The 24,358-nt window shown below is 71.2% G+C and carries 24 protein-coding genes and 2 tRNA genes; 17 read left to right on the top strand and 9 right to left on the bottom strand.

Features of this window, described 5'->3' with window-relative positions:
- Together AB0H64_RS07955 and AB0H64_RS07950 are read right to left on the bottom strand one after the other, a co-directional pair.
- Window positions 1–2,646 carry a family 78 glycoside hydrolase catalytic domain gene (locus AB0H64_RS07955; protein ID WP_357621384.1) on the bottom strand — a complete coding sequence of 882 codons (2,646 nt, stop codon included), beginning with the start codon at window positions 2,644–2,646 and terminating at the stop codon, window positions 1–3.
- Window positions 2,643–3,926: an MFS transporter gene (locus AB0H64_RS07950; protein WP_357621382.1), complete on the bottom strand. Its 1,284-nt coding sequence runs from the start codon at window positions 3,924–3,926 to the stop codon at window positions 2,643–2,645. The genes AB0H64_RS07955 and AB0H64_RS07950 overlap by 4 nt, the downstream gene beginning before the upstream one ends.
- Before the next feature lie 167 nt (window positions 3,927–4,093).
- Between AB0H64_RS07950 and AB0H64_RS07945 the strand changes: the two genes are divergently transcribed.
- Window positions 4,094–5,071, top strand: a complete 978-nt coding sequence (locus AB0H64_RS07945) for a LacI family DNA-binding transcriptional regulator (protein WP_357621379.1) — start codon at window positions 4,094–4,096, stop codon at window positions 5,069–5,071.
- A 6-nt stretch (window positions 5,072–5,077) separates the two neighbouring features.
- Here the strand turns inward: AB0H64_RS07945 and AB0H64_RS07940 are convergent, their stop codons facing one another.
- Window positions 5,078–5,704, bottom strand: coding sequence for a TetR/AcrR family transcriptional regulator C-terminal domain-containing protein (locus AB0H64_RS07940; protein ID WP_357621377.1), 627 nt, complete (start codon window positions 5,702–5,704; stop codon window positions 5,078–5,080).
- A gap of 114 nt (window positions 5,705–5,818) precedes the next feature.
- Between AB0H64_RS07940 and AB0H64_RS07935 the strand changes: the two genes are divergently transcribed.
- Together AB0H64_RS07935 and AB0H64_RS07930 are read left to right on the top strand one after the other, a co-directional pair.
- The gene (locus AB0H64_RS07935) at window positions 5,819–7,033 is read left to right on the top strand and encodes a cytochrome P450 (protein WP_357621374.1); all 1,215 of its coding nucleotides are present in this window, start codon (window positions 5,819–5,821) and stop codon (window positions 7,031–7,033) included.
- A 26-nt stretch (window positions 7,034–7,059) separates the two neighbouring features.
- Window positions 7,060–7,260 carry a ferredoxin gene (locus tag AB0H64_RS07930; protein WP_357621371.1) on the top strand — a complete coding sequence of 67 codons (201 nt, stop codon included), beginning with the start codon at window positions 7,060–7,062 and terminating at the stop codon, window positions 7,258–7,260.
- A 27-nt stretch (window positions 7,261–7,287) separates the two neighbouring features.
- On the opposite strand, the gene AB0H64_RS07925 is transcribed toward AB0H64_RS07930, so the two are convergent.
- Entirely contained in the window at window positions 7,288–7,884 is a 597-nt protein-coding gene (locus AB0H64_RS07925; RefSeq protein WP_357621368.1) for a TetR/AcrR family transcriptional regulator, read from the bottom strand.
- A 147-nt stretch (window positions 7,885–8,031) separates the two neighbouring features.
- On the opposite strand from AB0H64_RS07925, the gene AB0H64_RS07920 reads away from it, so the two are divergent.
- The gene (locus AB0H64_RS07920) at window positions 8,032–9,570 is read left to right on the top strand and encodes an MFS transporter (RefSeq protein WP_357621365.1); all 1,539 of its coding nucleotides are present in this window, start codon (window positions 8,032–8,034) and stop codon (window positions 9,568–9,570) included.
- 113 nt (window positions 9,571–9,683) lie between these two features.
- Here AB0H64_RS07920 and AB0H64_RS07915 read toward each other — a convergent pair whose 3' ends face one another.
- Window positions 9,684–10,895: an alpha/beta hydrolase gene (locus tag AB0H64_RS07915; protein ID WP_357621362.1), complete on the bottom strand. Its 1,212-nt coding sequence runs from the start codon at window positions 10,893–10,895 to the stop codon at window positions 9,684–9,686.
- 231 nt (window positions 10,896–11,126) lie between these two features.
- Between AB0H64_RS07915 and AB0H64_RS07910 the strand changes: the two genes are divergently transcribed.
- Complete coding sequence (locus tag AB0H64_RS07910) at window positions 11,127–12,467, top strand: histidine kinase (RefSeq protein ID WP_357621359.1); 1,341 nt, start codon at window positions 11,127–11,129, stop codon at window positions 12,465–12,467.
- Entirely contained in the window at window positions 12,464–13,165 is a 702-nt protein-coding gene (locus tag AB0H64_RS07905; protein ID WP_357621357.1) for a response regulator transcription factor, read from the top strand. The genes AB0H64_RS07910 and AB0H64_RS07905 overlap by 4 nt, the downstream gene beginning before the upstream one ends.
- A 246-nt stretch (window positions 13,166–13,411) precedes the next feature.
- Here AB0H64_RS07905 and AB0H64_RS07900 read toward each other — a convergent pair whose 3' ends face one another.
- Window positions 13,412–14,197: an alpha/beta hydrolase gene (locus AB0H64_RS07900; RefSeq protein WP_357621354.1), complete on the bottom strand. Its 786-nt coding sequence runs from the start codon at window positions 14,195–14,197 to the stop codon at window positions 13,412–13,414.
- Window positions 14,198–14,522: 325 nt separating this feature from the next.
- Here AB0H64_RS07900 and AB0H64_RS07895 point away from each other — a divergent pair, with 325 nt between their 5' ends.
- On the top strand, window positions 14,523–15,974 hold the full coding sequence (locus tag AB0H64_RS07895) for an N-acetylmuramoyl-L-alanine amidase (protein WP_357621351.1): 1,452 nt from the start codon (window positions 14,523–14,525) through the stop codon (window positions 15,972–15,974).
- Window positions 15,975–16,032: 58 nt separating this feature from the next.
- Here AB0H64_RS07895 and AB0H64_RS07890 read toward each other — a convergent pair whose 3' ends face one another.
- The 3 genes from AB0H64_RS07890 to AB0H64_RS07880 all read right to left on the bottom strand — a co-directional run bounded on the left by AB0H64_RS07890 (window position 16,033) and on the right by AB0H64_RS07880 (window position 18,374).
- A complete protein-coding gene (locus AB0H64_RS07890) occupies window positions 16,033–16,545 on the bottom strand; it encodes an NUDIX hydrolase (protein WP_357621349.1) in 513 nt (170 codons plus the stop codon).
- 130 nt (window positions 16,546–16,675) lie between these two features.
- Window positions 16,676–17,419, bottom strand: a complete 744-nt coding sequence (locus AB0H64_RS07885; RefSeq protein ID WP_357621346.1) for an ABC transporter permease — start codon at window positions 17,417–17,419, stop codon at window positions 16,676–16,678.
- Window positions 17,400–18,374, bottom strand: coding sequence for an ATP-binding cassette domain-containing protein (locus tag AB0H64_RS07880; RefSeq protein ID WP_357621343.1), 975 nt, complete (start codon window positions 18,372–18,374; stop codon window positions 17,400–17,402). The genes AB0H64_RS07885 and AB0H64_RS07880 overlap by 20 nt, the downstream gene beginning before the upstream one ends.
- A 282-nt stretch (window positions 18,375–18,656) precedes the next feature.
- Here AB0H64_RS07880 and AB0H64_RS07875 point away from each other — a divergent pair, with 282 nt between their 5' ends.
- The 10 genes from AB0H64_RS07875 to AB0H64_RS07830 all read left to right on the top strand — a co-directional run bounded on the left by AB0H64_RS07875 (window position 18,657) and on the right by AB0H64_RS07830 (window position 24,355).
- Window positions 18,657–19,679 carry a GH25 family lysozyme gene (locus AB0H64_RS07875; protein ID WP_357621340.1) on the top strand — a complete coding sequence of 341 codons (1,023 nt, stop codon included), beginning with the start codon at window positions 18,657–18,659 and terminating at the stop codon, window positions 19,677–19,679.
- Between the two features lie 55 nt (window positions 19,680–19,734).
- Complete coding sequence (locus AB0H64_RS07870) at window positions 19,735–20,262, top strand: NlpC/P60 family protein (protein ID WP_357621337.1); 528 nt, start codon at window positions 19,735–19,737, stop codon at window positions 20,260–20,262.
- A gap of 82 nt (window positions 20,263–20,344) precedes the next feature.
- Window positions 20,345–20,548 carry a transposase gene (locus tag AB0H64_RS07865; protein WP_357621334.1) on the top strand — a complete coding sequence of 68 codons (204 nt, stop codon included), beginning with the start codon at window positions 20,345–20,347 and terminating at the stop codon, window positions 20,546–20,548.
- A 79-nt stretch (window positions 20,549–20,627) separates the two neighbouring features.
- Window positions 20,628–20,700 (top strand) — tRNA-Thr (locus AB0H64_RS07860).
- 375 nt (window positions 20,701–21,075) lie between these two features.
- A tRNA-Met gene (locus tag AB0H64_RS07855) sits at window positions 21,076–21,149 on the top strand.
- 70 nt (window positions 21,150–21,219) lie between these two features.
- The gene (rpmG, locus tag AB0H64_RS07850) at window positions 21,220–21,384 is read left to right on the top strand and encodes a 50S ribosomal protein L33 (RefSeq protein WP_019632658.1); all 165 of its coding nucleotides are present in this window, start codon (window positions 21,220–21,222) and stop codon (window positions 21,382–21,384) included.
- Between the two features lie 232 nt (window positions 21,385–21,616).
- On the top strand, window positions 21,617–22,066 hold the full coding sequence (locus tag AB0H64_RS07845) for a MaoC family dehydratase N-terminal domain-containing protein (protein WP_357621331.1): 450 nt from the start codon (window positions 21,617–21,619) through the stop codon (window positions 22,064–22,066).
- Complete coding sequence (locus tag AB0H64_RS07840) at window positions 22,066–22,494, top strand: MaoC family dehydratase (RefSeq protein ID WP_357621328.1); 429 nt, start codon at window positions 22,066–22,068, stop codon at window positions 22,492–22,494. Before AB0H64_RS07845 ends, AB0H64_RS07840 begins: the two co-directional genes overlap by 1 nt.
- A 169-nt stretch (window positions 22,495–22,663) precedes the next feature.
- Window positions 22,664–22,789: a hypothetical protein gene (locus tag AB0H64_RS07835; protein ID WP_357621325.1), complete on the top strand. Its 126-nt coding sequence runs from the start codon at window positions 22,664–22,666 to the stop codon at window positions 22,787–22,789.
- Between the two features lie 60 nt (window positions 22,790–22,849).
- Entirely contained in the window at window positions 22,850–24,355 is a 1,506-nt protein-coding gene (locus tag AB0H64_RS07830) for an HEXXH motif-containing putative peptide modification protein (RefSeq protein WP_357621322.1), read from the top strand.
- The last annotated feature ends 3 nt before the right edge of the window (window positions 24,356–24,358 follow it).

Here is a 24,358-nt window from a genome sequence, read left to right as displayed (position 1 = left end):
TCAGTGGGAAAGGGGATGACGCCGGAAGAAGCGCCCTGGACCGGTGTGGAACGTGCTGCCGTCCGGCAGCCGGACCCGTGCCTCGGAGCCTCCGGGCACGTCGACCGAGATGGTCAGGTGGCCGTCCTCGACGCGCCAGTCGACGGCGATCTCGCCCTGCGGGCTGTCGAACGTGCCCTTGGCCCAGGTGATCGCCTCGTCGAGCACGGGCTCCACGACGAAGGACGTCCACCCGACGGAGCCGGGCGCCTGCCGGAGGCCCAGAGTGTGGGTGTGCAGGAAGCGGATGACCGCACCCTTGCTGTAGTGGTTGAGGGAGGCCGTGGCGGTGCCGTCGTCGGAGACGCCGTCCCAGTCCTCCCAGATGGTCGTCGCCCCCCGGTCGAGCATGCCGAGCCACGACGGGGAGGTCCGCTGGTACAGCACCGCGTAGGCGACGTCGGGATGGCCGGTGTCGGCGAGGACGGGCAGCAGGTCGGCGGTGGAGAGGAAGCCTGTGGCGAGGTGGCCGCCGGCCGCGTCGATGAGGTCCACGAGGTGCCGGGCCGTCGCGCCGCGCAGGTCCTGGGGCACGAGGTCGAAGGCCAGGGCGCGCACGTGGCTCGCCTGGGTGCCGGCGGTCGTCCGGCCCTCGGCGTCCAGGAACTCACGCTGCCACGCCTGGCGGATCCTCTCGGCCGTCTCCCGGTAGCGGGCCGCGTCGTCGGTGTGCCCGAGTACGTCGGCGACGGCGGCCAGGGTGCGCACGGAGCGGAACAGGTAGGCGGTGCCGACCTCGCCCTTGTCGCTGGTGTACCAGGCGACGGGGTCGCTCATCACCGGGTCGACGAGGGAGCCGTCGGCGGCGCGCCGCTTCGGCTCGGTCCATTCCCCCCAGTGGAAGGAGCCGTCCCAGATGTACTCCTCGTGGGGCAGGGGGACGGCCGAGCGTTCGACGCGGGAGGGGTGCCGGGAGCCGCGGGCGGTGGTGAGCGCCCATTCGACCCACCGCCGCATCGCGGGCCAGTTCTCCGCGAGCGCGGCGGTGTCGCCGTACGTCTCGTACAGGACCCATGGGACGTGGACGATGGCGTCGCCCCATCCGGCGGAGCCGGTGATCGCGTCCGCCATCGGGTCGTCGTGGGTCTTCAGCCGGTTGGCGTCGGGGGAGGAGTTCACCACGCGGCCGTCGTCGAGCTGGTCGTCGCGGACCGAGCGCAGCCACTTGCGGCTGAAGCCGTCGACGTCGTACAGGCGCGCGGCGGTCGGGACGAAGATCTGGTAGTCGCCCGTCCAGCCGAGGCGCTCGCGCGTCGGACAGTCGGTGGGGATGTCGACGGCGTTGCCGCGGAAGCTCCAGCGGGCCGCCTCGTGCAGGCGGTTGAGGTCGTCGTGGCTGCAGGCGAAGGTCGCCGTCGGGCGGAGGTCGGTGTGCACCACCCGCATGGTGATGCTCGCGGGGTCCACGGCCCGCGAGAGGCGCGCGTAGCGGAAGCCGTGCACCGTGTGCCGGGGCTCGAACACCTCGCCCGGCCTGCCCGAGGAGACGACCTCGTCGCGCTGCGTGAACGGGATCGCGGGCTCGCCCGGCCGCTGACTGTCCAGGTGCGCCGTGGTCAGCCTTCCGGCCGGGTCCAGGTGCTCGCCGTGGTCGATCACGGTACGGGTGCCGGCCGGGCCCAGGTCGGTGAGGCTGATCCAGCCGGACGCGTTCTGGCCGAAGTCCACGACGCACGTGCCGTCGTCGTGCCGCCTCACCGACAGCGGCGCGCGTTGCTCGACCCGGCGCACCGGCGGGGCCGGCGACCAGCTGATCGGCGGCGCGCTGACCGCGTCCACCAGGACGGGCCGGGCGGGGCCGGGCGAGGCCGTGAAGTCGGTCGTCTGGCCGTCCATCAGGTCGGCCCTGGTGACGGCGCCGCGGCGCGAGGTCCAGTCCTCGCCCGTGACGGCGACCGCCTCGGTCCCGTCGGCGTAGCGGACGTGGAGCTGGAGTCGCGCGGCGGTGGTCGTGCCCCACGAGTCGCGCTTGCGCCACGTGCCGACGCTGCCCCGGTACCAGCCGTCCGAGAGCAGGATCTCCAGGTCGTTGAGGCCGCCGCGCACCAGCTCGGTGACGTCGGCGGCCTGGGCGTGCAGCGTGTCGTCGTACGAGGTGGACCCCGGGGTCAGCTCCGCCGTCCCCACCCGCGCGCCGTTCACGAACGCCTCGTAGACGCCGAGAGCGGTGGAGTAGAGCCGGGCCCGGACGATGTCGCCGCGCAGCTCCACGCGGCCGGAGAGAACGTGGGCGGGACGGGAGTCCTCGTCCTCCGCAGGGGAGATCCATCGCGCCGACCAGTCCCCGTCCAGCAGGGCCGCCTCGAACTCGTGCCACGGCGACCACTCCGAGGTCCGCCCGTCACGACGCGTGCGGACGCGCCAGGCGACGGACTGCCGGCTGCTCAGCGGTGGCAGCGGCCACTCGACGAACAGGTGCCGGCCGGAGGTGACGTCCAGCACCGCGTGCTCGTGGCCGTCGACGCGGAGCAGCAGGTCGTAGCCGTCCTGTCCGGTCCACGTCCGCGGCAGCTTCCACGACAGCAGCGGCCGCTCCTCGGCGACCGGGAACCGGTCGCCGCCGCCGGCGATCCGCAGGTCGTAAGGCGCGTTCTCGCTCATGCTCATCGCACCGCCTTCACGCGCGTGAACACCAGCAGGCCACCGGCGAGCGCCAGCACCGCGCCGCAGAGGTAGAGCAGCGTGTAGTTCTTCTCGGCGCCGCTCGCGCCGATGGTGATGATGAACGGGGCGATGAGCGGCGCGAGCGCGCTCGGGAGCTTGTGCGCGAACGACACCACCGCCATGTACCGCCCGGCCTCCTCCCGGCTGGGCAGTACGGCGAGCACGATCGCCTGGTCCACGGCGCTGAAGAACGCGATCGCGAGCTGCATCAGGATGGAGCCGATCATCAGCACGGGGAAGGAGTGGGCGAAGGCCTCGACGGTTCCGCCCGCGACGAAGAAGAACGACCCGATGAGGGCGAAGAGCTTCCGGCGGCGCAGTCTGTCGGACAGGAAGCCGCCGCCGATCGCGCCCAGAGCGGCCGCGGCGACGCCGAGGACGCCGATGACGGCCACCGTCCCCGCGACCTCCCGCACGGGCAGCTGCAGTCGCTGGGCGTAGAAGAAGGTGGTGAACGTCGTGTTGAAGTACAGGCCCATGAAGAACACCAGGCGCCCGAGCCAGTTCCACCCGAAGTCCGGATACCTGCGAGGATTGAACACGTAGCTGGACGCCAGCGTCCGCACCGACACGGCGGTCCGGTGCACGGCCTCGCGCGTGTCGGCCTCCTTGCCCACGACGAGGAAGACCGCCAGCAGCACCGCACCGATCAGACCGGGCAGGACGAAGACGAGGAACGTGTTCCCGGTCACGGCGGACGTGATGCCGATACCGACGATCGGCGCCACCTGCCCGGTCAGCCCGGTCAAGCCGCCGATCTTGCCGCGCTGCTCCTCGGGGACCCGATCGGCCTGCACGTTGAGGATCGCCTGCGACGCGGTCGCCCAGCCCACCATCGCGACGACCCAGCCGGCGCCCACGAGCGGCAGGCTCGGCGCGACCGCGATGGCGGCCAGCGCGACCAGCCCCAGGAACAGGCCGGCGAGCATGAAGGGGCGGCGACGGCCGAGGCGGGTGCGGGTGCGGTCGCTCCACACGCCCAGCAGGGGGCTGAGCACGAGGTAGATCGCCTGCGCGGTACCCGTGACGTACCCGAGCACCTCCTCGTGTCCGGGGGCGAGCTCGTCGATCCGCACCGCCAGGGAGAAGGACAACGGAACGACGAAGGCCATGGAGATGCCGAAGTTGGCGGCCATCATCCAGAAGATGTAGCCCGCACTTACCCTGGGCAGCTCGCCGGGCGCCTGGGTGTCGGGAGATCCGAGAGAGGGGGGAGTGGCCATGATTACCCTTCCCAAAGAAGTCAGGCCAGAAAAGTGCAGCTCAGCACTTAAGCGCATCAGTAACCTACCCTTGCGCCTCCGTCCGATCGCAAGACATCGCCCCGTAACAACTACGCAACGGAGCCCCCTGTCGCCCAGGTGCCGCCGATCTTCTACGATGAGCCGACATGAGCCCCGCAGCCAAGCGGACCACCAGCGCTGATGTCGCCCGAGCGGCCGGCGTCTCCGCCGCGACCGTGAGCTACGTGCTCAACGACACGCCGGGGCAGTCGATCCCCGAGGACACCAGGCGCCGGGTCCTGGAGGCGGTCAGGCAGCTGGACTACCGTCCGCGCGGCTCGGCCCGCAGTCTGGCCGCGGGGCGCAGCGACGTCGTCCTGCTGTCCATCCCGCATCTGTCGATCGGCCCCGGGATCACCCGCTTCGTCGAGCACTTCGCCACCTCGCTGGCGCACGCCGGGCTGACCCTGGTCACCCACCTGGCCGGAGCGCCCGGTCGGTCGCTGCCCGATGTCTGCGCCGCCATCGACGCCTCGGTGGTCGCCAGCATCGAGCCGCTCGACGACGACACCGCGCAGGCTCTGCGCCGGGCGGGTGCGGACGTCGTGTTCACCACCGAGGTGGAGGCCCACCCCACCATGCGGGGCACGGGCCGCCTCCAGGCGGAGCACCTCATCGCCCTGGGGCATCGGCGCCTCGGCTACGCCATGCCGGAGCACCAACTGCTCCGTAAGATCGCCGACGACCGTCTGCTGGGTGTCGCCGACGCCTGCGCGCAAGCCGGTGCCGAGCCTCCGCTGGCCCTCGACACCAGGCTGGACACCGCCGCCATGGCCCGTGCCGCGCGGCGGTGGCGGCGCGAGTCGGTGACGGCCGTGTGCGCCTACAACGACGAGGTCGCGATCGCCCTGCTGGCGGGCATGAGACGGGCCGGGCTCACCGCGCCGGGCGATCTGGCGGTCATGGGCGCCGACGACATCCCCCTCGCCCAGGCGGCCGACCCCCCGCTCAGCACGGTCGCCTTCGACCTGGAGAAGGTGGGCCGTTCCCTGGCCGAGGCGGTCGTGGCGAGCCTGTCGGGCGGCAGGCCGCGCCTGACTCCCGCTTCGCTGTCCCCGTACGTCATTCACCGCGCCTCGACCTGACGCGCCTCATCGCCCGCTGTCCTCCTCGCGCGTGTCGATGCGGTAGTACCCCTGCAACAGGGGCCAGGTCATCTCGGCGATCTCGGTCGGAGTCCGGGAACATCCGGCCTGGAGCCAGTCGATCGCCACGCCGATGAGGGCGCCGGCGGTGAACGAGGCCGTGACGTCATGCGGAATGTGCCGCAGCGGATCGCCGGCGCCGGTCTGGACCAGGTGCTCATGGATGACGCCGGCGATCCGGCGGCGCGTGTGCTCGACGACGCGCGCGCTGCCCTGCGACCCCAGCAGCGCGCGGTAGAGCCCCGCGTGCGCGGAGAGGCTGGCGAAGAACGCCGCCAGCGACCGGGTCGCCTCCTGCGCCAGGTCCGCCGAGTCGAAGGCGGGAGCGGGCAGGGACTCGATCAAGCCGTCGATCATCGCGGTGCAGGCGTCCTCGGCCAGCTCGTGCACGTCCCGGTAGTGGGCGTAGAAGGCGGAGCGGCTCACCCCGGCGCCTTCCGCGACGTCGGAGACGCTGATCCGGGAGAGGTCCTGCTCCTCGACCAGCTCGATCAGCGCGCGCGCCAGGGCTGATCGGGTACGGCGCACGCGCCGGTCACCCGTCGGGGTGCTGCTCGCTCTGGTGCCGGCCACGCCTGCCAGCATACCGAACGCCTACAGGTGTAAGTTATCTTGCAGTTGTAGGCCAACGCGCCTGCCCGATGGCGAGACCCTTCCCCTTCACGTTCGTTCACGAGGAGACGCCGAATGAGTGTCAATGAGCAGGTCCTGAGCTATCCGATCCCCGCGGACGCGGCGCTGGAGCCGCCCGCGGAATGGGCCGAGCTGCGCGGCACGTGTCCCGTGGCGCACGTGAAGCTGCCCAGCGGTGACCAGGCGACGCTGCTGACCCGCTACGAGGACGTCAAGCAGGTGCTCGCCGATCCGCGCTTCAGCCGCCTGCTGAACGCGCCCGACGCCGCCCGGCTGTCGGCCACCGACGACGGCGGGCTGTTCAACAGCGAGATGGCGACGATCATCCCCGACGGCGGGGAGGAGCACCAGCACTGGCGGCGCCTGGTCGGCAAGTGGTTCACCGCCAAGCGCATGAACGCCCTGCGCCCCGCGATGATCCAGATCGCCGAGAGCCTCATCGACGACATGGTCGAGCGCGGCGCCCCCGGCGACCTCAAGGCGTCCCTGGGCTTCCCGCTGCCGGTGTACGTCATCTGCGACATGCTGGGCGTTCCCGCCGGCGATCGGGACCGGTTCTCGTACTGGTCGGACACGCTGCTCAACCTCACCCGATACGAGAAGGCCGAGATCGAGGCCGCCCAGGCCGAGTTCTTCCAGTACATGTCCGACCATCTGGCCGCCAAGCGCGCCGAGCCGGGCGAGGACCTGCTGAGCGAGCTGATCGCGGCCGGCGGCCCGGAGGACGGCGGCCTGTCCGACATCCAGATCCTGGTCACCGGCATGGCCCTGCTGGTCGCCGGGCACGAGACCACCGCCAACATGATCAGCAAGATGATCTCCATGCTGCTGGCCGACCGCAGCCGGTGGGAGGCGCTGCTGGCCGACCCGTCGCTGGTCCGCACCACGGTGGAGGAGAGCCTGCGCATGGACGCCAACTCCGGCTTCGGCCTGCCGCGGTACCTCAAGGAGGAGACCGAGGTCAGCGGCACGGTCCTGCCCAAGGGCACCACCGTGATCTGCAGCATGGCCGCGGCCAACCGCGACGAGAACGCCTTCGAGGCCGCCGATCAGATGGACCTGACCCGCAGCCCCAACCCGCACCTGTCGTTCGGCGCGGGCGCGCACTCCTGCCTCGGCCAGGCGCTGGCCCGCACCGAGCTGCAGGTCGTCCTGGAGGTGCTGCTGCGCAAGCTCCCGTCGCTGGAGCTGGCCGTGCCCGTCGAGGAGCTGGAGCGGGTGGAGGGGCTGGCCGTCGGCGGCCTGCGTACCGTCCCGGTCCGCTGGTGACCTGGATCGAGAAGGAGGAATCCCAGATGAAAGTGACTGTGGACGAGGCCAAGTGCTGCGGCGCCGGCCAGTGCGTGCTGATCGCGCCGGAGGTGTTCGACCAGCGCGACGACGACGGCATCGTCATCCTGCTGGAGTCCGAGCCCGGCGCTGACCAGCACACCCAGGTCCGCGAGGCCGCCGCCGTCTGCCCCGCCGCCGCCATCCAGGTGACCGACGAGGCCTGACCGTCAGCCGCGCTGTGATCATGGGGGTCAGGCGGGACGTCGGCCGAACGGCTGGGCGATCTGCGCGAGCGCTTCCTCCGTGAGCTCGCGCAGCGAGCGCGTCTCCTGCTCGGCGCACCACCACTGCGTGGCGACGCGCAGCGCGGCCAGGAACGCGGCGGTGAGCATCTCCGGGCTGACGTCGCTCTGCTGCTCCCGGCCGGCCACCGCCTGACTCAGCTCGCTCTCCAGCCGGACCCTGTTCGCCAGTTGCCTGGCCAGGAGGGAAGGGTGGCGCATGGCCAGCCGGGTGCGCAGGTGCAGCTCACGGTCGGTGTTGCCGACCTCGTCGTACAGGCTCTCCAGCGCGCCGCGCAGCGCCTGCCAGGCGGACCGGTCCGCGGGCTGCTCGTGCACCCGCCGCACCAGGGTGCCCAGGCGCTGTTCGTCGCCGTACAGCAGGGCGTCTTCCTTGCCGTCGAAGTAGTTGGAGAACGTCCGCCGGGAGATGTTCGCGGCGTCGGCGATGGCTTCGACCGTGACATTGTCCAGGCCGTGCTCGACGGTGAGCCGCAGCGCGGCCTCGTGCACCGCCTGCCGGGTCTCGGCCTTCTTGCGCTCGCGCAACCCTGCTGTGCTGTCCATGATGCGGACCAGCTTACCCAACGGGAATAATTGCTCAGTGCGCAAAGTTGCCGTATGTGCATGTATGGTGTCGGAGTCACCTTCCAGTCCTCAGATCGGAGGCTGCGCGTGAGCGCACAGCCGGCAGCGCCAACCGCGGCGGAGCCGATGACCCACCGCCAGATCCTCGAAGCCCTCAGTGGCCTGTTGCTCGTCCTGTTCGTCGCGATGATCAGCGGAACCATCGTCTCGGTGGCGCTCCCGCAGATCATCGGCGCGCTGGACGGCAGCCAGTCCCAGTACACGTGGGTCGTCACCGCCTCGCTGCTGGCCTCGACCGCCTCGACTCCCATCTGGGGCAAGCTCGCCGACCTGTTCAACAAGAAGCTGCTGCTCCAGATCTCCATCGTGATCTTCATGGTCAGCTCGCTGGCCTGCGGCTTCGCCCAGAACACCGGGCAGCTCATCGCCTTCCGCGCGATCCAGGGCCTCGGTATGGGCGCCCTGCAGATCCTCGTCCAGGTCGTCATCGCCGCCATGATCAGCCCGAAGGAGCGCGGCCGCTACAACGGCTACCTCGGCGCCGTCATGGCCGTGGCCACCGTCGGCGGCCCGCTTCTCGGCGGCCTCATCGCCGACACGTCCTGGCTCGGCTGGCGCTGGTGCTTCTTCATCGCCGTCCCGTTCGCCATCGCCGCGCTGGCGCTGCTGGCCAAGACCCTGAACCTCCCGACCCAGCGCCGCGCGAGCGTGAGCATCGACTACTGGGGCGCCACCCTCATCGCCGTCGGCGTCAGTGTCCTGCTCATCTGGGTCACCTTCGTCGGCAACGACTTCGACTGGCTGTCCTGGCAGACCGCGGCCATGGCCGGCGGCGGCGTGCTGGTGCTCGCGCTGGCCACCTGGATCGAGTCCAAGGTCAAGGAGCCGGTCGTCCCGCTGCACGTCATCAGCAGGCGCACGCCCGCCCTGGCCATCCTGGCCAGCCTCGCCGTCGGCATGGCCATGTTCGGCGGTGCGGTCTTCCTCGGCCAGTACTTCCAGATCGGCCGCGGCTACGGCCCCACCGCCGCCGGCCTGCTCACCATCCCGATGATGGCGGGCGTGCTGTTCTCCTCCACCATCAGCGGCAGGATGGTCTCCCGGACCGGCCAGACCAAGCCGTTCATCCTCGTCGGCCTGGTCGTCCTGCTCCTGGGCTTCGGCGGGCTGGCCACGATCGACCACGAGACCGCGCTGGTGCTGGTCGCCGCGTACATGCTCGCCGTCGGCATCGGCGTCGGCATGTCCATGCAGAACCTCGTCCTGGTCATCCAGAACACCGTCCCGCTACGCGAGATCGGCGCCGCCAGCGGTGCGATCACGTTCTTCCGCTCGCTCGGCGGCACCGTGGGAGTCTCGGTGCTCGGCGCCGTCCTGGCCAACCGGGTCGCCGCCAACATCGCCGAGGGCCTGGCCAAGGCGGGCATCCCCACCGGCGGCGGCGCGGCGGGCGGCAGCCTCAACATCGCCGCGCTGCCCGAGCCGATCAGGGTGATCGTCCGGTCCGCCTACGGCGACGCCACCGGCCACATCTTCCTGATCTCGGCCGGGATCACCGTGGTCGGCCTGATCGCCGCGGCCTTCCTCAAGCCGGCCAAGCTGCGCGACAGCCTCGACCTTCCCGAGCAGGCCGCCAAGCCGGAGCCCGCGACCACCACCGCCTGACCGGTCCCAGGCCCGGAAGGCCGCGTCCCCGCATCGCCCGCGAGGGACGCGGCCTTCCCTGTTCGTCAGGCGTCCATGCCTGCTGGTCAGGCACCACATCGACCCGGCTCAGCCTAAGCGCAGGTCTTCCGCTCGACGTCACACACTTTGACCTCCGGGTAGCGGGTTGACGGCTTGTCCAGCAGGGGCTGGGGCCTGTGGCGCAGGTGCAGGTCGAAGAAGGCTCGAACGTGGCTGCGGGTGATCTCGGCGGCGCGCTCTCCGGACAGGCCGGGATTGCGGTAGATGCCGAGTTGCTCCACCAGCAGGGCGGTGTCGGTGAAGGAGGCGTGCTCAGCCCCTGCCACCACCAGCCAGCGCTTCCAGCCCGTCAGCCGCACCCAGTCACGTTCCCACGTGGCGTCCTTGCCTCCGGGGCTGTGCATCGCCTGCGAGCCCAGGAAGAGGAACGGCCGCGACAGTCCCCTGTCCGGGAGCGGGGCGAAGGTGGTGCCGTCCATGTTGATCCCGGCACGTACGCGGGAGTCCTTCAGCATGGCGGTGATGGCGCTCGCGCCTCCTGCCGAGTGCCCGGCCATCGCGATCCGGGAGGGGGCGATCAGCGAGGCGCCCTTCCACGCGGGGTGCGCGCCGGTCAGTTCGTCGAGCACGAACGACACGTCGGCCGCTCGGTTCCGGCCCACCTTGTTCCAGAACTCCGCGCCCTTGACCCCTTCACAGGCGACGCACGTGGTGACCCGGCCGTCAGGGAAGGCCGTGGCCAGGCTCTCGTACGTGTGCTCGACGCCGGCCACCACATAGCCCCTGCTCGCCAGCTCCTCGGCCAGGGCGGTGAGCGAGCTGCGGGGTTCGGTGAAGCCCGGGGAGAGCACCACCAGGGGCAGGCTGTGTTCGCGTCCGGCCGGTTCGGCGTCGCTGAAGGCGGTGGTCCGCGTTCTGCTCAGCGCGTCGTACGGCACGCCGGTGATCTCGCCGCCTTTCAGGATGAGCTCCGACTCCTTCGCCGTCATGTACGGGGCCCGCTTCCCGCTGCGGGCTCTCGTCGGGTACCACAGGGAAACCATGAGTTCCCTCGCCTTCACGCTGGAGACCCAGGGATCGGCGCGGGAGGTGTCCTTGAGGTGGAGGGACGTGGTGCCGACCCGCTGGGACCCGGTCGGTTCGGGGAGGTGCGGTGTAGCGGTGACTGCCGCGGTCAAGCCGGGCGACGCCTTGCGCGAGGCAACGCCGGACGCGGCCGAAGCGGGCGCGGAGGCGCAGGAGGCGGCGGCCACCACGGCGACCAGCGCCGCGACGGCGCGACCCCTCTTCAACAGATGACCCATGAACTGTCCTTCCTCATAGGGGCCGCCTCGCCGGGGCATCCGCGGGCGGCCGGTGGCGGGAACGACGCTAGGGGCCGGCGAGATCCGTCCGCGTCGGCTGTCATGCCGATATCAGCCCCCTCCCAGGGAGGAGCCCTCGCCGTGTCATCCTTGCGATGTACTTCTGGCGGAGGCCGGACCCGATCCCTGGGGCTGACGCGGGACGTGCCGTACGGTCGGGACAATGCATCCGTGACAGCGATAGAACGACGTGAATGGTGGCGGCTCGGGCTGGACGTGCTCCGCCCTGTGCGGGAACCCGCCCGGCCCTCGCGCCGGTCGCTCCTCGCCGACCTGCTGCTCGCGATCGTCCTGACCGTTGTCGCGGTGGCCGCGACGGCGGGCGTCGCAGACGGTGCCCATCGCGTCGACGGGAAGCCGCCCGCCCTGCTGGAGCCCTTGCAACTGCGGCCCTCTCCACCGCCACGAAGCAGCGGGGCCCCGCCTGACCGCCTGGAACGTCCCGTCGTCCCCGCCGGCGACCAGGAGGATCCGGGTCCGCTTCCGCTCCTCGTCGTTCTGACGGCTCTGCCGCTGGCCGTCCGACGGCTGTACCCACTGATCACCTTCTGGGCGGTGCTGGCCGCGGCGTTGGCCACCCGCGACGACGCGACATGGATCACCGTGCTGACGTTCGCCATCGCCGCCTACGGAGCCGTGGCCCACAGCCCTCACCGGGCGCCGGCCATCGGGGGACTCGTCCTCGCCACCGTGCTGGCAGGCGCCGCCTTCCGGGACTCCGTCCCGCCGCTGCCAAGCTGGTTGGGACCGTTCGTGCTGCTGTTGAGCGCCGGCGTCGCCGCCAGTCTCGTCCGGTCCTGGCGGCGGCAGCTCGACGCCGGCCGCCGCCGGTTCGCCGAGCTGCAGCGCGACCAGGAGGAGGCCATGCGCAAGGCCCTCCAGGAAGAGCGCTCCCGGATCGCCGGCGAACTGCACGATGTCGTCACCCACAATGTGAACGTGATGGTGATCCAGGCAGGAGCGGCACGCAAGGTCATGGACACGGCCCCGGCCCAGTCGAAGCAGGCCATGCTGGCGGTCGAAGCCGGCGGCCGAGCCGCCATGGCCGAGCTGCGCCACGTCATGGGCCTGCTCGCCGGTCCGGAGAGCGAGCGGGCGGACAGCCGCGCCGACGGGCTCGAACCGCAACCAGGACTCGACCAGCTCGACTCGTTGATCGAACGGGTTCGCGCAGCCGGAGTGCCGGTCAGCGTCAAGATCTCTCCGCCGCACGGCCCGCTGCCGCCCGGGGTGGAGCTGGCCGTCTACCGCGTCGTCCAGGAAGCGCTGACCAACACCATCAAGCACGCGGCCGGTGCGGCGGCGTCCGTCACGATCGGCCACCGCGGCGACTGGCTGGAGATCGAGGTCACCGACACCGGCGGCAGGCGGACGACGCGTGCCGGAGACGGCCAGGGCCGGGGCCTGATCGGGCTGCGGGAGCGGCTCACCCTCTACGGCGGCACCCTGGAGGCCGGGCCGCAAGGCGGCGGCTACCGGCTCAAGGCGTGGGTTCCGTGGACCACCAGGTGAACAGGCCTGTGCGCGTGGTCATCGCCGACGACCAGGCGCTGGTACGCAGCGGGTTCGGGATGATCCTGGCCGCCGACGGCATCGAGGTGACGGCCGAGGCGGCGAACGGAGCGGAGGCCGTCGCCGCCGTCCGGCGTACTCGGCCTGACGTCGTACTCATGGACATCCGGATGCCGCAGATGGACGGCCTCGAAGCCACCCGGGAGATCATGGCGGAAGGCGCGGACGGCACCCGCGTCCTCATTTTGACCACGTACGACCTCGATCACTACGTCTACGCCGCGCTCACTGCGGGGGCCAGCGGATTCCTGCTCAAGGACGTCACGCCCGAGCATCTGGTGGCCGCGGTGCGTCTGGTGCGCGCGGGGGACGCCCTGCTCGCGCCGACGATCACCCGCCGCCTGGTCGAGCGGTTCGCCCGCCGCGACGAGGTCAGAGCAGCCGTACACCGGGATCTGTCGGAGCTGACACCCCGGGAGCTGGAGGTGTTGCGCCTGCTCGCCACCGGGCTGAGCAACGCCGAGCTCGCCGACCGGCTGAGCCTCAGCGCGACGACGGTGAAGACTCATGTCGCGCGCATCCTGTCCAAGCTCGGCCTGAGGGACAGGGTTCAGGCGGTCGTGCTCGCCTACGAGACCGGCTTGATCGCCCCTGGTTCACCCGCCGACCGGCCGCCAGGGACCGGCCGGACCCGTTAGAGGTGTGCCAGCCAGTCCGAGATGACGGTGTAGTCGCCGTCCGTGAGGCCATGGCACGGGTCGACGCGCCGGAGCAGGGCCGGTCCGGGATGGTACGCGGACACCCAGGCGCGATCGGCGCCCGGCGTGCGGTGGTGGCATCCCGAACGGGATCAGTGGTCCGTCCACGTCGAGGAACAACAACGCACGCTCCGCCGAACCAGGCATTGCCGAAGGATAGCGAGGCCGATCAGCCGCATGGGCCGATCAGCGGAGGAAGTCCAGGAGGACCGGGACGATGGCGTCCGGGGTGGGGCCGTGGCCCTGGCCGGGGAGGATGCGGCGGGTGGCGTGGGGCAGGGCCGCCGCCACCGCGTCGGCGGCCTCCGGCATGCCGGGGAAGGTCTGGTCGCCCGAGTACACGATCGTGGGCACGGTGATCGAGGACCAGCGCCCGGCCCAGTCCGGGTCGACGTTGACGTCGTGGACGGCCGCGAGGTCGTAGGCGAGCGTCGGGGCGACGGCGACCATGTCCGCCCATCCGGGTGACTGGGCCATCCCGTCGACGGCCTCGGCCGGCACGCCGATCACCGCAGTCAGGTTGTAGCGCATCGCCTCGTCGTTCTTGCCGGTGGCCAGCAAGGAGCGCAGCGTGTCGAGGTGCTCGGCATGGTCGGCGCCGGCGAACAGCGGCGGCTCGTAGAGCGCCAGCGCGGTGACCCCGACGCCGGCGGTCGCGGCGGCCAGGGCCACGGTCGCGCCCGAGGAGCTGCTGTAGAGGGTCGCGGTGCCCCCGGCTGCCTTGATCAGCGCGGCGACGTCCTCGACCTCTCGCTCCAGTGCCCACGGTGCGGTGTCGCCGGATCGGCCGCGTCCCCGCCGGTCGTAGTCGATCGCCGTGAAGCCCTCGGCGCCGAGCCGCCGCGCGACCTGACCGGTGCTCGGGTCGATGCCGCGATACTGGGTGGCCCCGCCGATGAAGACGACGGCGGGCCCGTCACCGTAGCGGTCGTAGTCGATGACCGTGCCGTCCTGCGAGGTGACTGTGCTCAAGATCGTGCCTTCCGTGCGTGATGGCGTAATGTGTTCCGGCTCCTCCCGGGCGTCCGCCGCCGCTGCGGCCGGGGGGCAAGGCCGAGGTCAACGCTATGGGAGAGGGCTGACATTTTTCTTCCGAGGGTGTCCGCAGGGGCCTCGCGGGCGCGCCTGAAGCATGCCCTTCTGTACGGCCGTGCGGTTTCTGGACGTTTTTTGTGCGCGCTCCCATCACGCTTGTCCGCTAGCAGGAGCGTTTCGGGGGCTCGGTGAACACGGCGCCCGCCGAGGTACGTCCTCGGCGTCCGTGCGGGTCCCCGACGTTACGTTGAGGAGACACACGTTGAAGGCTCGACTCCGCCGTCCAGCCGCGCTGTTAGCGGGCGCGATCATCCCCCTCTCGCTTCTCACGGGGCAACCGGCCGGCGCCGCGAGCGCCGACCCCGTCGCCGACGCCTTCGCGCGGGCCTCCTCCGCGTACGAGGTGCCGCGCGATCTGCTGGTGTCCGTCGCGTACGCCGAGACCCACCTCGACGGGCACGACGGCAAGCCCAGCGCCTCCGGCGGCTACGGCGTGATGCACCTGGTCAGCAACCCCAAGGTGCACTCGCTGGAGCGGGCCGCCACGCTGACCAAGCAGTCCGTGTCCGCCCTCAAGTCCGACATCGCGGCCAACATCACGGGCGGCGCCGCCGTGCTGCGCGCCTACGCCGACGAGCTGGGGCTGGACGTCGCCGCGCGCAAGGACCCCGCGAAGTGGTACTCCGCGGTGGCCAAGTACGGCAACTCCGCCTCGCCCGAGGTCGCCCGGCTGTACGCGGACACCGTGTACGAGATCATGGGCGACGGCGTCAGCGCCACCACGCCCGCCGGCGAGACCGTGAAGGTGGCGGCGCGCGGCGTGGAGCCCGACCGGGGCACGTACGCCAAGGTCCAGAAGCTGGGCGAGCAGAGCTCCACGCTGGCCGCGGCCGCGGTGGACTACCCCGGGGCCACGTGGGTCCCCGCCCACAGCACCAACTACGCCGTCTCCGATCGTCCCAACAGCGACGTGATCGACCGGATCGTCATCCACGTGACGCAGGGCTCGTACAGCGGGACGATCTCGTGGTTCCAGACCGGTCCCCGGGAGAAGCCGACCTCCGCGCACTACGTCGTCCGCTCCTCCGACGGCGCCATCACGCAGATGGTCAGGGAGAAGGACCGGGCCTTCCACGCCGGTGACTACAACCGCCGGTCGGTCGGCATCGAGCACGAGGGCTACGTGGACAACGCGTCCTGGTTCACCGACGCGATGTACCGCTCCTCGGCCGCGCTGACGCGCAGCATCGCCGACCGCTACGGCATCCCGAAGGACCGTGCCCACATCATCGGGCACAGCGAGGTCCCCACCGCCGACCACACCGACCCGGGTCCGAACTGGAACTGGACGACGTACATGCGGTACGTCACCAACAGCGGCGGGGCCACGAACCCGCACACGCCCGAGTCGGTCTGCGGCACCGGCTACAAGGTGATCGACTCCGCGCCCCTCGGGACCGCGGGCAACGTCTACCTGCTCTACAACTCCACCAGCGGCAACAACTGCGTGGCCACGCTCAAGACGTCCTCTCTCGGCCAGGCCACGGCCACCAGCGCCTTCCTGGAGGTGCAGGGCAGGACCCGGGTCACCGACAGCGGCAACTTCTCGTACTACGCGGGGCCGGTCGTCGCGGCGGCGGCCGACAAGTGCGTCAAGTGGGGAGGCAAGGCGGGCTCGTACACCTACGAAAGCGGTTTCGAGCACTGCCAATAGCGGCTGAGGACGACGCGAAGGGTGCTGGCCGGTTCACCGGCCGGCACCCTTTTCCGTGTCAACCGAGGAGGGCGCGGTGGGCGGTGAGCCACACCTGGCCGGCGCAGCGCCGTTCGACCTCCTCGGGCGCCAGCCACTCCGCCCCCGTGCTCTCCGACTCCGGGGGCGGCGCGGTGGGCGGCCCCGGCTCGGCGAGCCGGGCCTCGAACATCACCATGTACGTCAACGGCGCGTAGCGGTAGCCGGCCGGAGGCGGGCCGGTCAGCTCGATGCGCTGCCAGGCGAACACCGACAGCCGCTCCGGCGGCAGCGCCAGGCCCGTCTCCTCGGCCAGTTCGCGGGAGGCGGCCTCGGCGGCCCGCTCGCCCGGGTCCAGGTGGCCGCCCGGGATGTCCCAGCCGCGCCCTTCGCGGCCGACGCAGGTCAGCAGCGTGCGGCCCGCGCCGTCGAGGACGAACGCGAAGGCGGAGGTGGTCTGCTCCACCGGCGGCAGGCTCCGGGTCAGCGCGACCTCCAGGCGGTGGGGCGCGGGGATCCACGGCACGGTGATGGTCGAGAGGACACGGGTCATTGGCTCATTCTCCATCGGTGGGCCACCCCGGGGGCGCCGATCCTCCCTACGTCACGCTGCGCGACATTTCCCATGAAACGGGCATGAGAGGAGTGATTGTCGTTGCCCGTGACGCCGGCCGCCCCGGGGCTCAGACGCCCTTGCGCAGGGCCCGGTTGCCGGCGACGAGGCCGAGGACGGCGACCAGCGCCGCGGCGGCCGTGCCGTACAGGACCGAGGGGTGGGTGAGGTCACCGGAGAAGAGGGCGCGCTGCGCGTCCACGACGTGCGTGACGGGGTTGACCTCGCCCACCGCCCGCAGCCAGGACGGCCCTCCGCTCATGGGCAGGAACACCCCGGACAGGAGCATCAGCGGGAACAACAACGCCTGGGTGACCAGGAAGAACAGGGTGCCGTCGGGCGCCGACCTGATGGCCAGCATGAACGACAGCGAGCCCAGCCCCGTGGCGAACAGCAGCAGCATCGCGATCCCGGCCAGCGCCCCCGCGGGGTGGAGCCGGAACCCGAGCGGGAGCGCCAGGACGACGATGAGCAGGGCCTGGCAGAGCAGGACCACGGTGACCTTCATCGTCCTGCCGACCAGCATGGCGGTGCGGTTGAGCGGGGTGATCAGGAGGCGCTCCAGCGAGCCGCCGATCAGCTCCACCAGCATCGTGTAGCCGGAGGCCAACGGCCCGGTCAGGCACATCATCACAAGGATGCCCGGCACGAACCACTGCCAGGACGACCCGACCGCCCCGTCCAGCAGCGCCCCGTACAGGAACAGGAACAGCAGCGGCTGGCCCATCTCCAGCAGGAGCCCGGCCGGCTGCCGGAGCGCCGGGGTGATCTCGCGGCCGAAGACGGTGGCGGTGTCACGCAGGAAGGTCTTCATCGGTGAGGCTTCTCCCGGTGAGAGTGAGGAACACGTCGTCGAGGGTGGGGCGGCCGGTCTCGGCGGCGACGGGCTTGACCCCCGCCTCCTCCAGCGCGCGCAGGTGGACGGGCAGGGCGGCGGGAGCCACGGGGACGCGCAGGCGCACGGTCGTGCCGTCCACGGTGACATCGTCACCGGAGGTCCCGGGTGCGGCGATCGTGCGGGCGACGACCGCGGCCGTCGCCGCCTCGGCCTCCGTCCGGGTGGTGATCGTGATGTGGTCGCCGGCGAGGTCGTTCTTCAGCCGCTCGGCCGTGCCGTCGGCGATGATCCGGCCGCCGTCCACGATCACCACCCGCTCGGCCATGGTGTCGGCCTCCTCCAGGTAGTGCGTCGTCAGGAACAGGGTCATGCCGTACGCCTCGCGCACCCGCAGGATGTGCTCCCAGATGTCGGCGCGGCTCTTGGGGTCGAGACCGGTGGACGGCTCGTCCAGGAAGAGCAGGGAGGGCCGGTGGACGAGCCCCAGGGCGATGTCGAGGCGGCGACGCTGGCCGCCGGACAGCGTGCCCGGCCGGCGGCGGGCCAGGGCGCGCAGGCCGAGCAGGTCCAGCAGCTCGTCGGCGCGCCCGGCCGCCGTCGCGGTGGTCATGCCGTAGAAGCGGCCCTGGCTGACCAGCTCGTCGCGGACCTGGAAGTTCTCGCCGGCGCTGCTCTTCTGGCCGACGTACCCGATGTGGGCGCGCACCCGGCCGGGGTCGCGGACGACGTCGTGGCCGGCGACGACGGCGGTGCCGGAGGTCGGGGGCAGCAGGGTGGTGAGCATGCGCAGCGTCGTGGACTTGCCGGCGCCGTTCGGGCCGAGGAAGGCGACCAGCCGGCCGGCCTCCACGTCGAGGTCGATGCCGCGTACGGCGTGCACGGTCTCCTTCTTCACCGTGAAGTCTCGGGTCAGCCCCCGGGTATGGATCATGCTGTGGCTCCTCTGAGCATGGCGGGGAGACCCCGGGCGGGGTCGGTCTAGGGAATCCAGGACATCTTGCGGCCGCATGTCCCTTTCCGCAAACGTGAAACAGACGTTCATGTACGGCGCTGACCTGCGGATATGACGTCGTGGACAAGTACTCGAAAGGGCGTCTTTTCGGTCATTGAGCTGCGACTTCTGGAAATAAGGACATTTTTTGGGGAAAGCGCTTTGATAATGGTGAACTGAATCGCCTTGCGGGCCCGTACGGGCTCCACGATGATCGCCGGCGTGAATCGTCTGTTGGGGGCCGCGCTCGCGGCCGTGATGGCCGGCGCCCTGAGCGCGTCCGGCGGCGCCGCCGCGGCGGCGGACGGCGCGATCGCCGGGGTGGACGTGAGCAACTGGACCGGCGAGGTCGACTGGAGCACCGTCGTCTCCGGCGGCGGGAAGTTCGCCTTCGTCCAGGCCACCGAGGGCGTCGACTACCGCAACCCGCGCTTCGACGCGCAGTACGACGGCGCCGCGGCGGCCGGTCTGGCCCGCGGCGCGTACCACTTCGCCCAGCCGCACGAGTCCGACGGCGCGACGCAGGCGGCCTTCTTCCTGCTCAACGGCGGTGCCTGGAGGTCCGACGGGTGGACGCTGCCCGGCGTGCTGGACCTGGAGGACAACCCGTACAAGGACCGCAACGGCAAGGACGCCTGCTACGGCCTGTCGCCCGCCGACATGGTGAGCTGGATCAAGGGGTTCACGGCGAGGTACCTGCGGGAGACCGGCCGCCGGGCGATCATCTACACGACCGTGAGCTGGTGGCGGACCTGCACGGGCGACTCCGCCGCGTTCAAGGCCAACCCGCTGTGGCTGGCGCGCTGGGGGGCCGACCCGGGCGAGCTGCCCAAGGGGTGGAAGCGGCACACGTTCTGGCAGTCGGCCGAGAAGGGGACGCTGCCGGGCGGGCAGGACTCCTTCAACGGCACCCAGGACGAGCTGGACGACCTGGCCAACCCGCCGGCCGAGATCACGGTCGCGGGAGCGGCCAGGGACAGGAAGCACTACACGGTCACGGTGTCCAACACGGGGCCGCACCCGGTGACGAGCATCAAGGTCTCCGGCCGCGCGTACGGCGGGCAGCGGGTGGTGGCGGCGCCCGGCTGCTCGTTCAGCGGCACGGCGGTGCGCTGCGAGATCGCCGAGCTACGGCGGGGGCAGAAGGCCACGTTCACCTTCACCACCAGGCCCCGGTCGGCCAAGGGCGCCGTCGGACTGCGGTTCGAGGTCGGGTCGGTACGGCTCACGCTGAGCGCCTCGTGAGCTGATAAGGCAGTATCTGTCCAGAGAAGACCCTTTTGACCGGAGGGAGCGCTGGGTGTCCGTGAGGCGGCGGCTCGCGCTCGTGATGGCGCTCCTCCTGCTGACCGCGACCGCGTCCGTGCCGCTCATGCCGTACGTGCAGCCCGAGATCGTGCGGATCGCGCTCCGGGTCGAGGGGCAGCACATCGCCTACTCGTGGGGCGGCGGCCACGGCGCCGAGCCGGGGCCGTCGAAGGGCACGTGCGCGGGTTACCGGGGGAGCATCCTGCCGTGCCCGGCGGAGCGCACGCGCGGGCTGGACTGCTCGGGGTTCGCCCGATGGGTGTACGCGCAGGCGCACGGTGAGGACGTGCTGGGGCCGGGCACCACCAACGACCAGGTGCGCAGGATGCGCCGGGTCGGTTCGGCCGTGCCCGGAGACCTCGTCTTCTTCGGCAGGGCCACGCGGAAGGGCCTCGACACCCACCATGTCGGGATCTATCTGGGCGACGGAAAGATGATCAATGCGCCCGAGACGGGGGCGTTCGTCCGCGTGGACCCCATCACCCGGCTCAAGGACTTCGCCGGCTTCTACCGGCTCTGACGCCGTTCCGACCTGCTTGGTATGGGTGTAACGAGAGTCGCCTGGCGAAAAATGAGAGACCCGAGGGCTAATCTGTGCCGCTATGGACAGGCGATGGGTCGGGCTCGACGGCTATGAGATCGTTCCGGGGCTGCGCGACGGGCGGGAGGTGCTGCGGGTGTGCCGTCAGGGGCAGGTCGTCGCCGACTGCTTCTCGGTCGCCGAGGTCGCCGCGTTCGTCGACCTGGCCGATCTCTGCGAGGTCGTCAGCCTGCGGCCACGGCAGGGCTTCGAGGCGGTCGGCTAGCGCGACCGGCGCGGCCTCGACGAGTTCGCATCATCGCTGAGGGCCGTGTATGGTTACACCTGTCCGCAGCGCCGGACAGGCCCCTATAGCTCAGTCGGCAGAGCGTCTCCATGGTAAGGAGAAGGTCAACGGTTCGATTCCGTTTGGGGGCTCGCAGCACGAGCAGTCAGTACGCCCGACCCGCAGAAACGCGGAGTCGGGCGTTTCTCGTTGCGCCGGTTCCCGTCCTCTGCGCACCGACCACCGATCCCCGGAGGTGGGAGGGAGGGAGGCGGGAACGGGTCGCGCGGCCGGGGGCTCGCTGCTACGCTGGCGCGCACTCCGCGCGGCCAGGGAGCCCGCCCCCCTTCAGCCCCGCTCGGAGCGATCGGCCCCTCCCCGGAATGCGGGAACGGGCCCTTGACGTTGATTTCGTCAGAGTGGTGTTCCTGAGGCATACTGGGAGCACTCACCCGATCAGGCGAAGTACGTATGTGCTTCACGGGTCGGGTATCCTCTACGGGCCGGGTCGTTTCATCCGGCTCTAAGGCGGAGTAGCTCAGTCAGGCAGAGCAAACGGCTCATAATCGTTGTGTCGCCGGTTCAAGTCCGGCCTCCGCTACTGCCCCTCCCCAGGTCGCCGACCTGGGCTTGGGCATGTCCTAGTCCCGAACGTAGAAAGGCACTCCCACGTGGCTGCCACCGACGTTAGGCCGAAGATCACGCTGGCCTGCCAGGAGTGCAAGCACCGCAACTACATCACGCGGAAGAACCGGCGCAACGACCCGGATCGGCTTGAGCTGAAGAAGTACTGCCCCAACTGCCGCTGCCACCGCGCGCACCGCGAGACCCGCTAGCTCTTCCGAGCGCGGCTCGCCCGGCAGCACTGCCTGGCCACACGCACCACACAACCGGCGCCCCGGATCGAGGCGCCGGTTTGTCGTGTTTGCCCACCGGTGTCGCTCGGCTCGGTGGCCTGATCCCCTCGGCAAAATCCCGGAAAAGCGGCGGCGACAGCCGAACCTTGTTCTGTTAGCGTCTGGCTCGACGGCGCAGCCCATGCGGGGGAGCCGATGCGAAGGAGCACAGATGGCCTTGAACCGTGACTTCGTCGGGCGCACGTACGCGTCCAGCGCCCCGTACGAGGTCAGCCGGGTGAAGATCAGGGAGTTCGCGGCCGCGATCGGCGACGGCAACCCCATCTACCGGGACAAGGAGGCCGCGCGGGCGGCCGGTCATCCCGACGTCGTCGCACCGCCGACGTTCCCCATCGTGTTCAGCCTCCAGGGCGGCAGCGAGGCGCTGGTGGACCCCGAGCTCGGCCTGAACATCGCGATGGTCGTCCACGGCGAGCAGCGGTTCGAGTACATCCGTCCCATCTACGCGGGCGACGAGCTGGTCACCAGCTCCACGATCACCGACATCCGCAGCGCCGGCCGCAACGAGCTGATGACCATCCGCAGCGAGGTCACCACCGTGGCCGGCGAGCCGGTCTGCACCACGTACAACACGATCGTCGAGCGCGGAGGTGCGGCCTGATGACCGCGACGGTGAAGTACGACGAGGTCGAGGTGGGCCTGCAGATCCCGGCCGCCGACTACCCGGTCCGGCGGGTGAACCTGGTCATGTACGCGGGCGCGTCGGGCGACTACAACCCGATCCACTGGAACGAGCGCTTCGCCAAGGTGGTCGGGCTGCCCGACGTCATCGCGCACGGCATGTACACGATGGCGCAGGCCGGCCGCTTCGTCACCGACTGGGCCGGGGATCCGGCGGCGGTGGTGGACTACGGGGTGCGGTTCTCCTCGATGGTGGTCGTGCCCGACGACGACGAGGGCGCCACGATCACGGTCAGTGGCGTGGTGGAGGAGAAGCTGGAGGACCGGCGAGTGGTCGTCGGCCTGACGGCCCGCTCGGGCGACGCCAGGGTGCTGTCCAAGGCGCGCGCCGTCGTCCAGCTCGCCTGAGCCGTGCCCACCTGAGCCGTGCCCGCCTGAGCCGTGCCCGCCTGAACCCCGCTCCTCCGACCCTCCGCTCCGCGCTCCTTCTGCGGCGAGATCGCCGCCACACCGGCTCCACACCGGCGCTCCGTACATTCGAGTACGCCAAGCGATCAAGGAGAACGGAGTCAACAGCATGCCGACTCAGACCGTGGAAGTACCGCAGTTCACGCTGGCCGCGAACGCGGCGCCGGCCGTCACGACCGACGCGCAGCACGAGCGCGCCTGGTACCCGCCCTTCGCGTCCCCCCGCGCCGAGTAACGCGGGGCCGGGCGGCCGGCGGCGGGCCCTCCGCCGCCGGCCGTCCGGCGAGGTCCTCCCATGAGACCCCCTGGTGAGATCAAGGTGACGCCCGTGGACGCCGTACCGAACGACGACCTGATATCCCGCATCGACCTGGCGCTCGGCTCCGACCCCCGGTTCGGCGACGCCGCCGCCATCGAGACCCGCAACCTCGCCCGTCACCGCCTCGGTCTCGGCGTGCTCGCCCGGCACCATCCGAGCGCCGCCGGCAGGCTGGAGCGGCTGGCGCAGGCCGGGGACGCCGAGCTGCGCCCCCTGATGTACGACCCGGTGCTGCGCAACGCGTTCGAGAACGACCTGACGGCCCTGGAGCGGCGGGCCGGTCAGAGCGGGGCCCTCGCCGGGTTCCTGGAGAGCGGCGTCGCCGACACGCTCGACGGGGTGGGCCCGTGCGAGCGCCTGTCCGAGCCGAGGGTGCGCCCCTGGCCGGGGGCCGTCTCGTGGGTGTGGACGGACCTCCACCCGTCCTCCGGGCCGGAGCGCGAGCTGAGCGCCCGGCTGGAGGAGCTGCTGGCCGGGACGCTGTCGCAGGAGGGCTCCGGCGGCCGGGTCCGCCCCGACGCCGGCCTGCTGTCGGCCCTGACCCGCGCCGCGGCGCTCCTCGGCGAGCTGCTGCCCCGCACGGGCGCCGGGGTCCTGCCGCACGTCTCGCTGACCGGGTTCGTCCGCGACGAGCTGGCCGACGGCGCGCTCAACTCGATCTCCGGCGGCGACCCGCTGCCCTCGGCGCTGTTCCTGGCCCCCGAACGGCTGGACGACCCGTGGACGGCGGCCGAGACGCTGTTCCACGAGGGGCTGCACCTGAAGCTGTTCGACGTGCTCCGCACCGGGTCCATGGTCGCGGACGCCGACCAGATGGTCCCCATCCCGTGGCGGGTGAGACCGTGGACGCTGACGCGGGTCCTGTTCGCCCTGCACGTGTACGCCCACCTGCTGCTGTTCCAGGCGGCGGCCGCGGCGGCGAGTCCCGCCGTCCGGTCACGGTACGGCACGCCGCCGGCGACCGCGTTCGCCGACCTGGCCACGCCCGGCAGCCCGGCCGCGGCGGAGGGCACGCACACCACCAACCTCGAACGGGTCGCCTATCTCGCCGGGCAGGCCATGCTGGCGTACGGCGAAGGGCTGACGGACAACGGCAGGCGCTTCGTCGACTGGCTGGTGGAAGCCGTGTCTCCCCTCGCGCCGGGCCACCTGCCCGAGTCCGCCCCCTCTCGTCCTGCCCGGCCGCGGCCGGACGTGCGGCCGGAGGTGGAGCTGGAGGCGCGCGGCTACCGCCAGGCGCGGCCGGTTCACGTGTGCCCGATCCCCGAGCAAGGACAGCTCGTGGCCGTCTCTCCCGGAACGCCGCGGTTCCAGTGGCTCAACGGCCACGCCTGGCTGCTGTACGCCCTGTGCGACGGCGGGGACCTGACCTCGCTGCGCGCCCGCTACCGCGAGGCGGCGGGGCCGGACGCGGACGCCGGGCTCGGCGCCGGCCTGGCGGGCCTCCTGTCGGCCGGTCTCATCGAGCCGGTCGGCGCCTGACGG

Source organism: Nonomuraea sp. NPDC050733 (assembly GCF_040654215.1).
Lineage (GTDB): Bacteria > Actinomycetota > Actinomycetes > Streptosporangiales > Streptosporangiaceae > Nonomuraea.
Note: the sequence above shows the minus strand (reverse complement) of the source record. Positions and strands in the feature narration are given on the sequence as shown.

Excerpts from the sequence above, each read along its gene's own strand:
- AB0H64_RS07955 (WP_357621384.1), bottom strand. The coding sequence starts at position 2,646 with ATGAGCATGAGCGAGAACGCGCCTTACGACCTGCGGATCGCCGGCGGC.
- AB0H64_RS07950 (WP_357621382.1), bottom strand. The coding sequence starts at position 3,926 with ATGGCCACTCCCCCCTCTCTCGGATCTCCCGACACCCAGGCGCCCGGC.
- AB0H64_RS07945 (WP_357621379.1), top strand. The coding sequence starts at position 4,094 with ATGAGCCCCGCAGCCAAGCGGACCACCAGCGCTGATGTCGCCCGAGCG.
- AB0H64_RS07935 (WP_357621374.1), top strand. The coding sequence starts at position 5,819 with ATGAGTGTCAATGAGCAGGTCCTGAGCTATCCGATCCCCGCGGACGCG.
- AB0H64_RS07930 (WP_357621371.1), top strand. The coding sequence starts at position 7,060 with ATGAAAGTGACTGTGGACGAGGCCAAGTGCTGCGGCGCCGGCCAGTGC.
- AB0H64_RS07925 (WP_357621368.1), bottom strand. The coding sequence starts at position 7,884 with ATGGACAGCACAGCAGGGTTGCGCGAGCGCAAGAAGGCCGAGACCCGG.
- AB0H64_RS07920 (WP_357621365.1), top strand. The coding sequence starts at position 8,032 with ATGACCCACCGCCAGATCCTCGAAGCCCTCAGTGGCCTGTTGCTCGTC.
- AB0H64_RS07915 (WP_357621362.1), bottom strand. The coding sequence starts at position 10,895 with ATGGGTCATCTGTTGAAGAGGGGTCGCGCCGTCGCGGCGCTGGTCGCC.
- AB0H64_RS07890 (WP_357621349.1), bottom strand. The coding sequence starts at position 16,545 with ATGACCCGTGTCCTCTCGACCATCACCGTGCCGTGGATCCCCGCGCCC.
- AB0H64_RS07885 (WP_357621346.1), bottom strand. The coding sequence starts at position 17,419 with ATGAAGACCTTCCTGCGTGACACCGCCACCGTCTTCGGCCGCGAGATC.
- AB0H64_RS07880 (WP_357621343.1), bottom strand. The coding sequence starts at position 18,374 with ATGATCCATACCCGGGGGCTGACCCGAGACTTCACGGTGAAGAAGGAG.
- AB0H64_RS07865 (WP_357621334.1), top strand. The coding sequence starts at position 20,345 with ATGGACAGGCGATGGGTCGGGCTCGACGGCTATGAGATCGTTCCGGGG.
- AB0H64_RS07845 (WP_357621331.1), top strand. The coding sequence starts at position 21,617 with ATGGCCTTGAACCGTGACTTCGTCGGGCGCACGTACGCGTCCAGCGCC.
- AB0H64_RS07840 (WP_357621328.1), top strand. The coding sequence starts at position 22,066 with ATGACCGCGACGGTGAAGTACGACGAGGTCGAGGTGGGCCTGCAGATC.
- AB0H64_RS07835 (WP_357621325.1), top strand. The coding sequence starts at position 22,664 with ATGCCGACTCAGACCGTGGAAGTACCGCAGTTCACGCTGGCCGCGAAC.
- AB0H64_RS07830 (WP_357621322.1), top strand. The coding sequence starts at position 22,850 with ATGAGACCCCCTGGTGAGATCAAGGTGACGCCCGTGGACGCCGTACCG.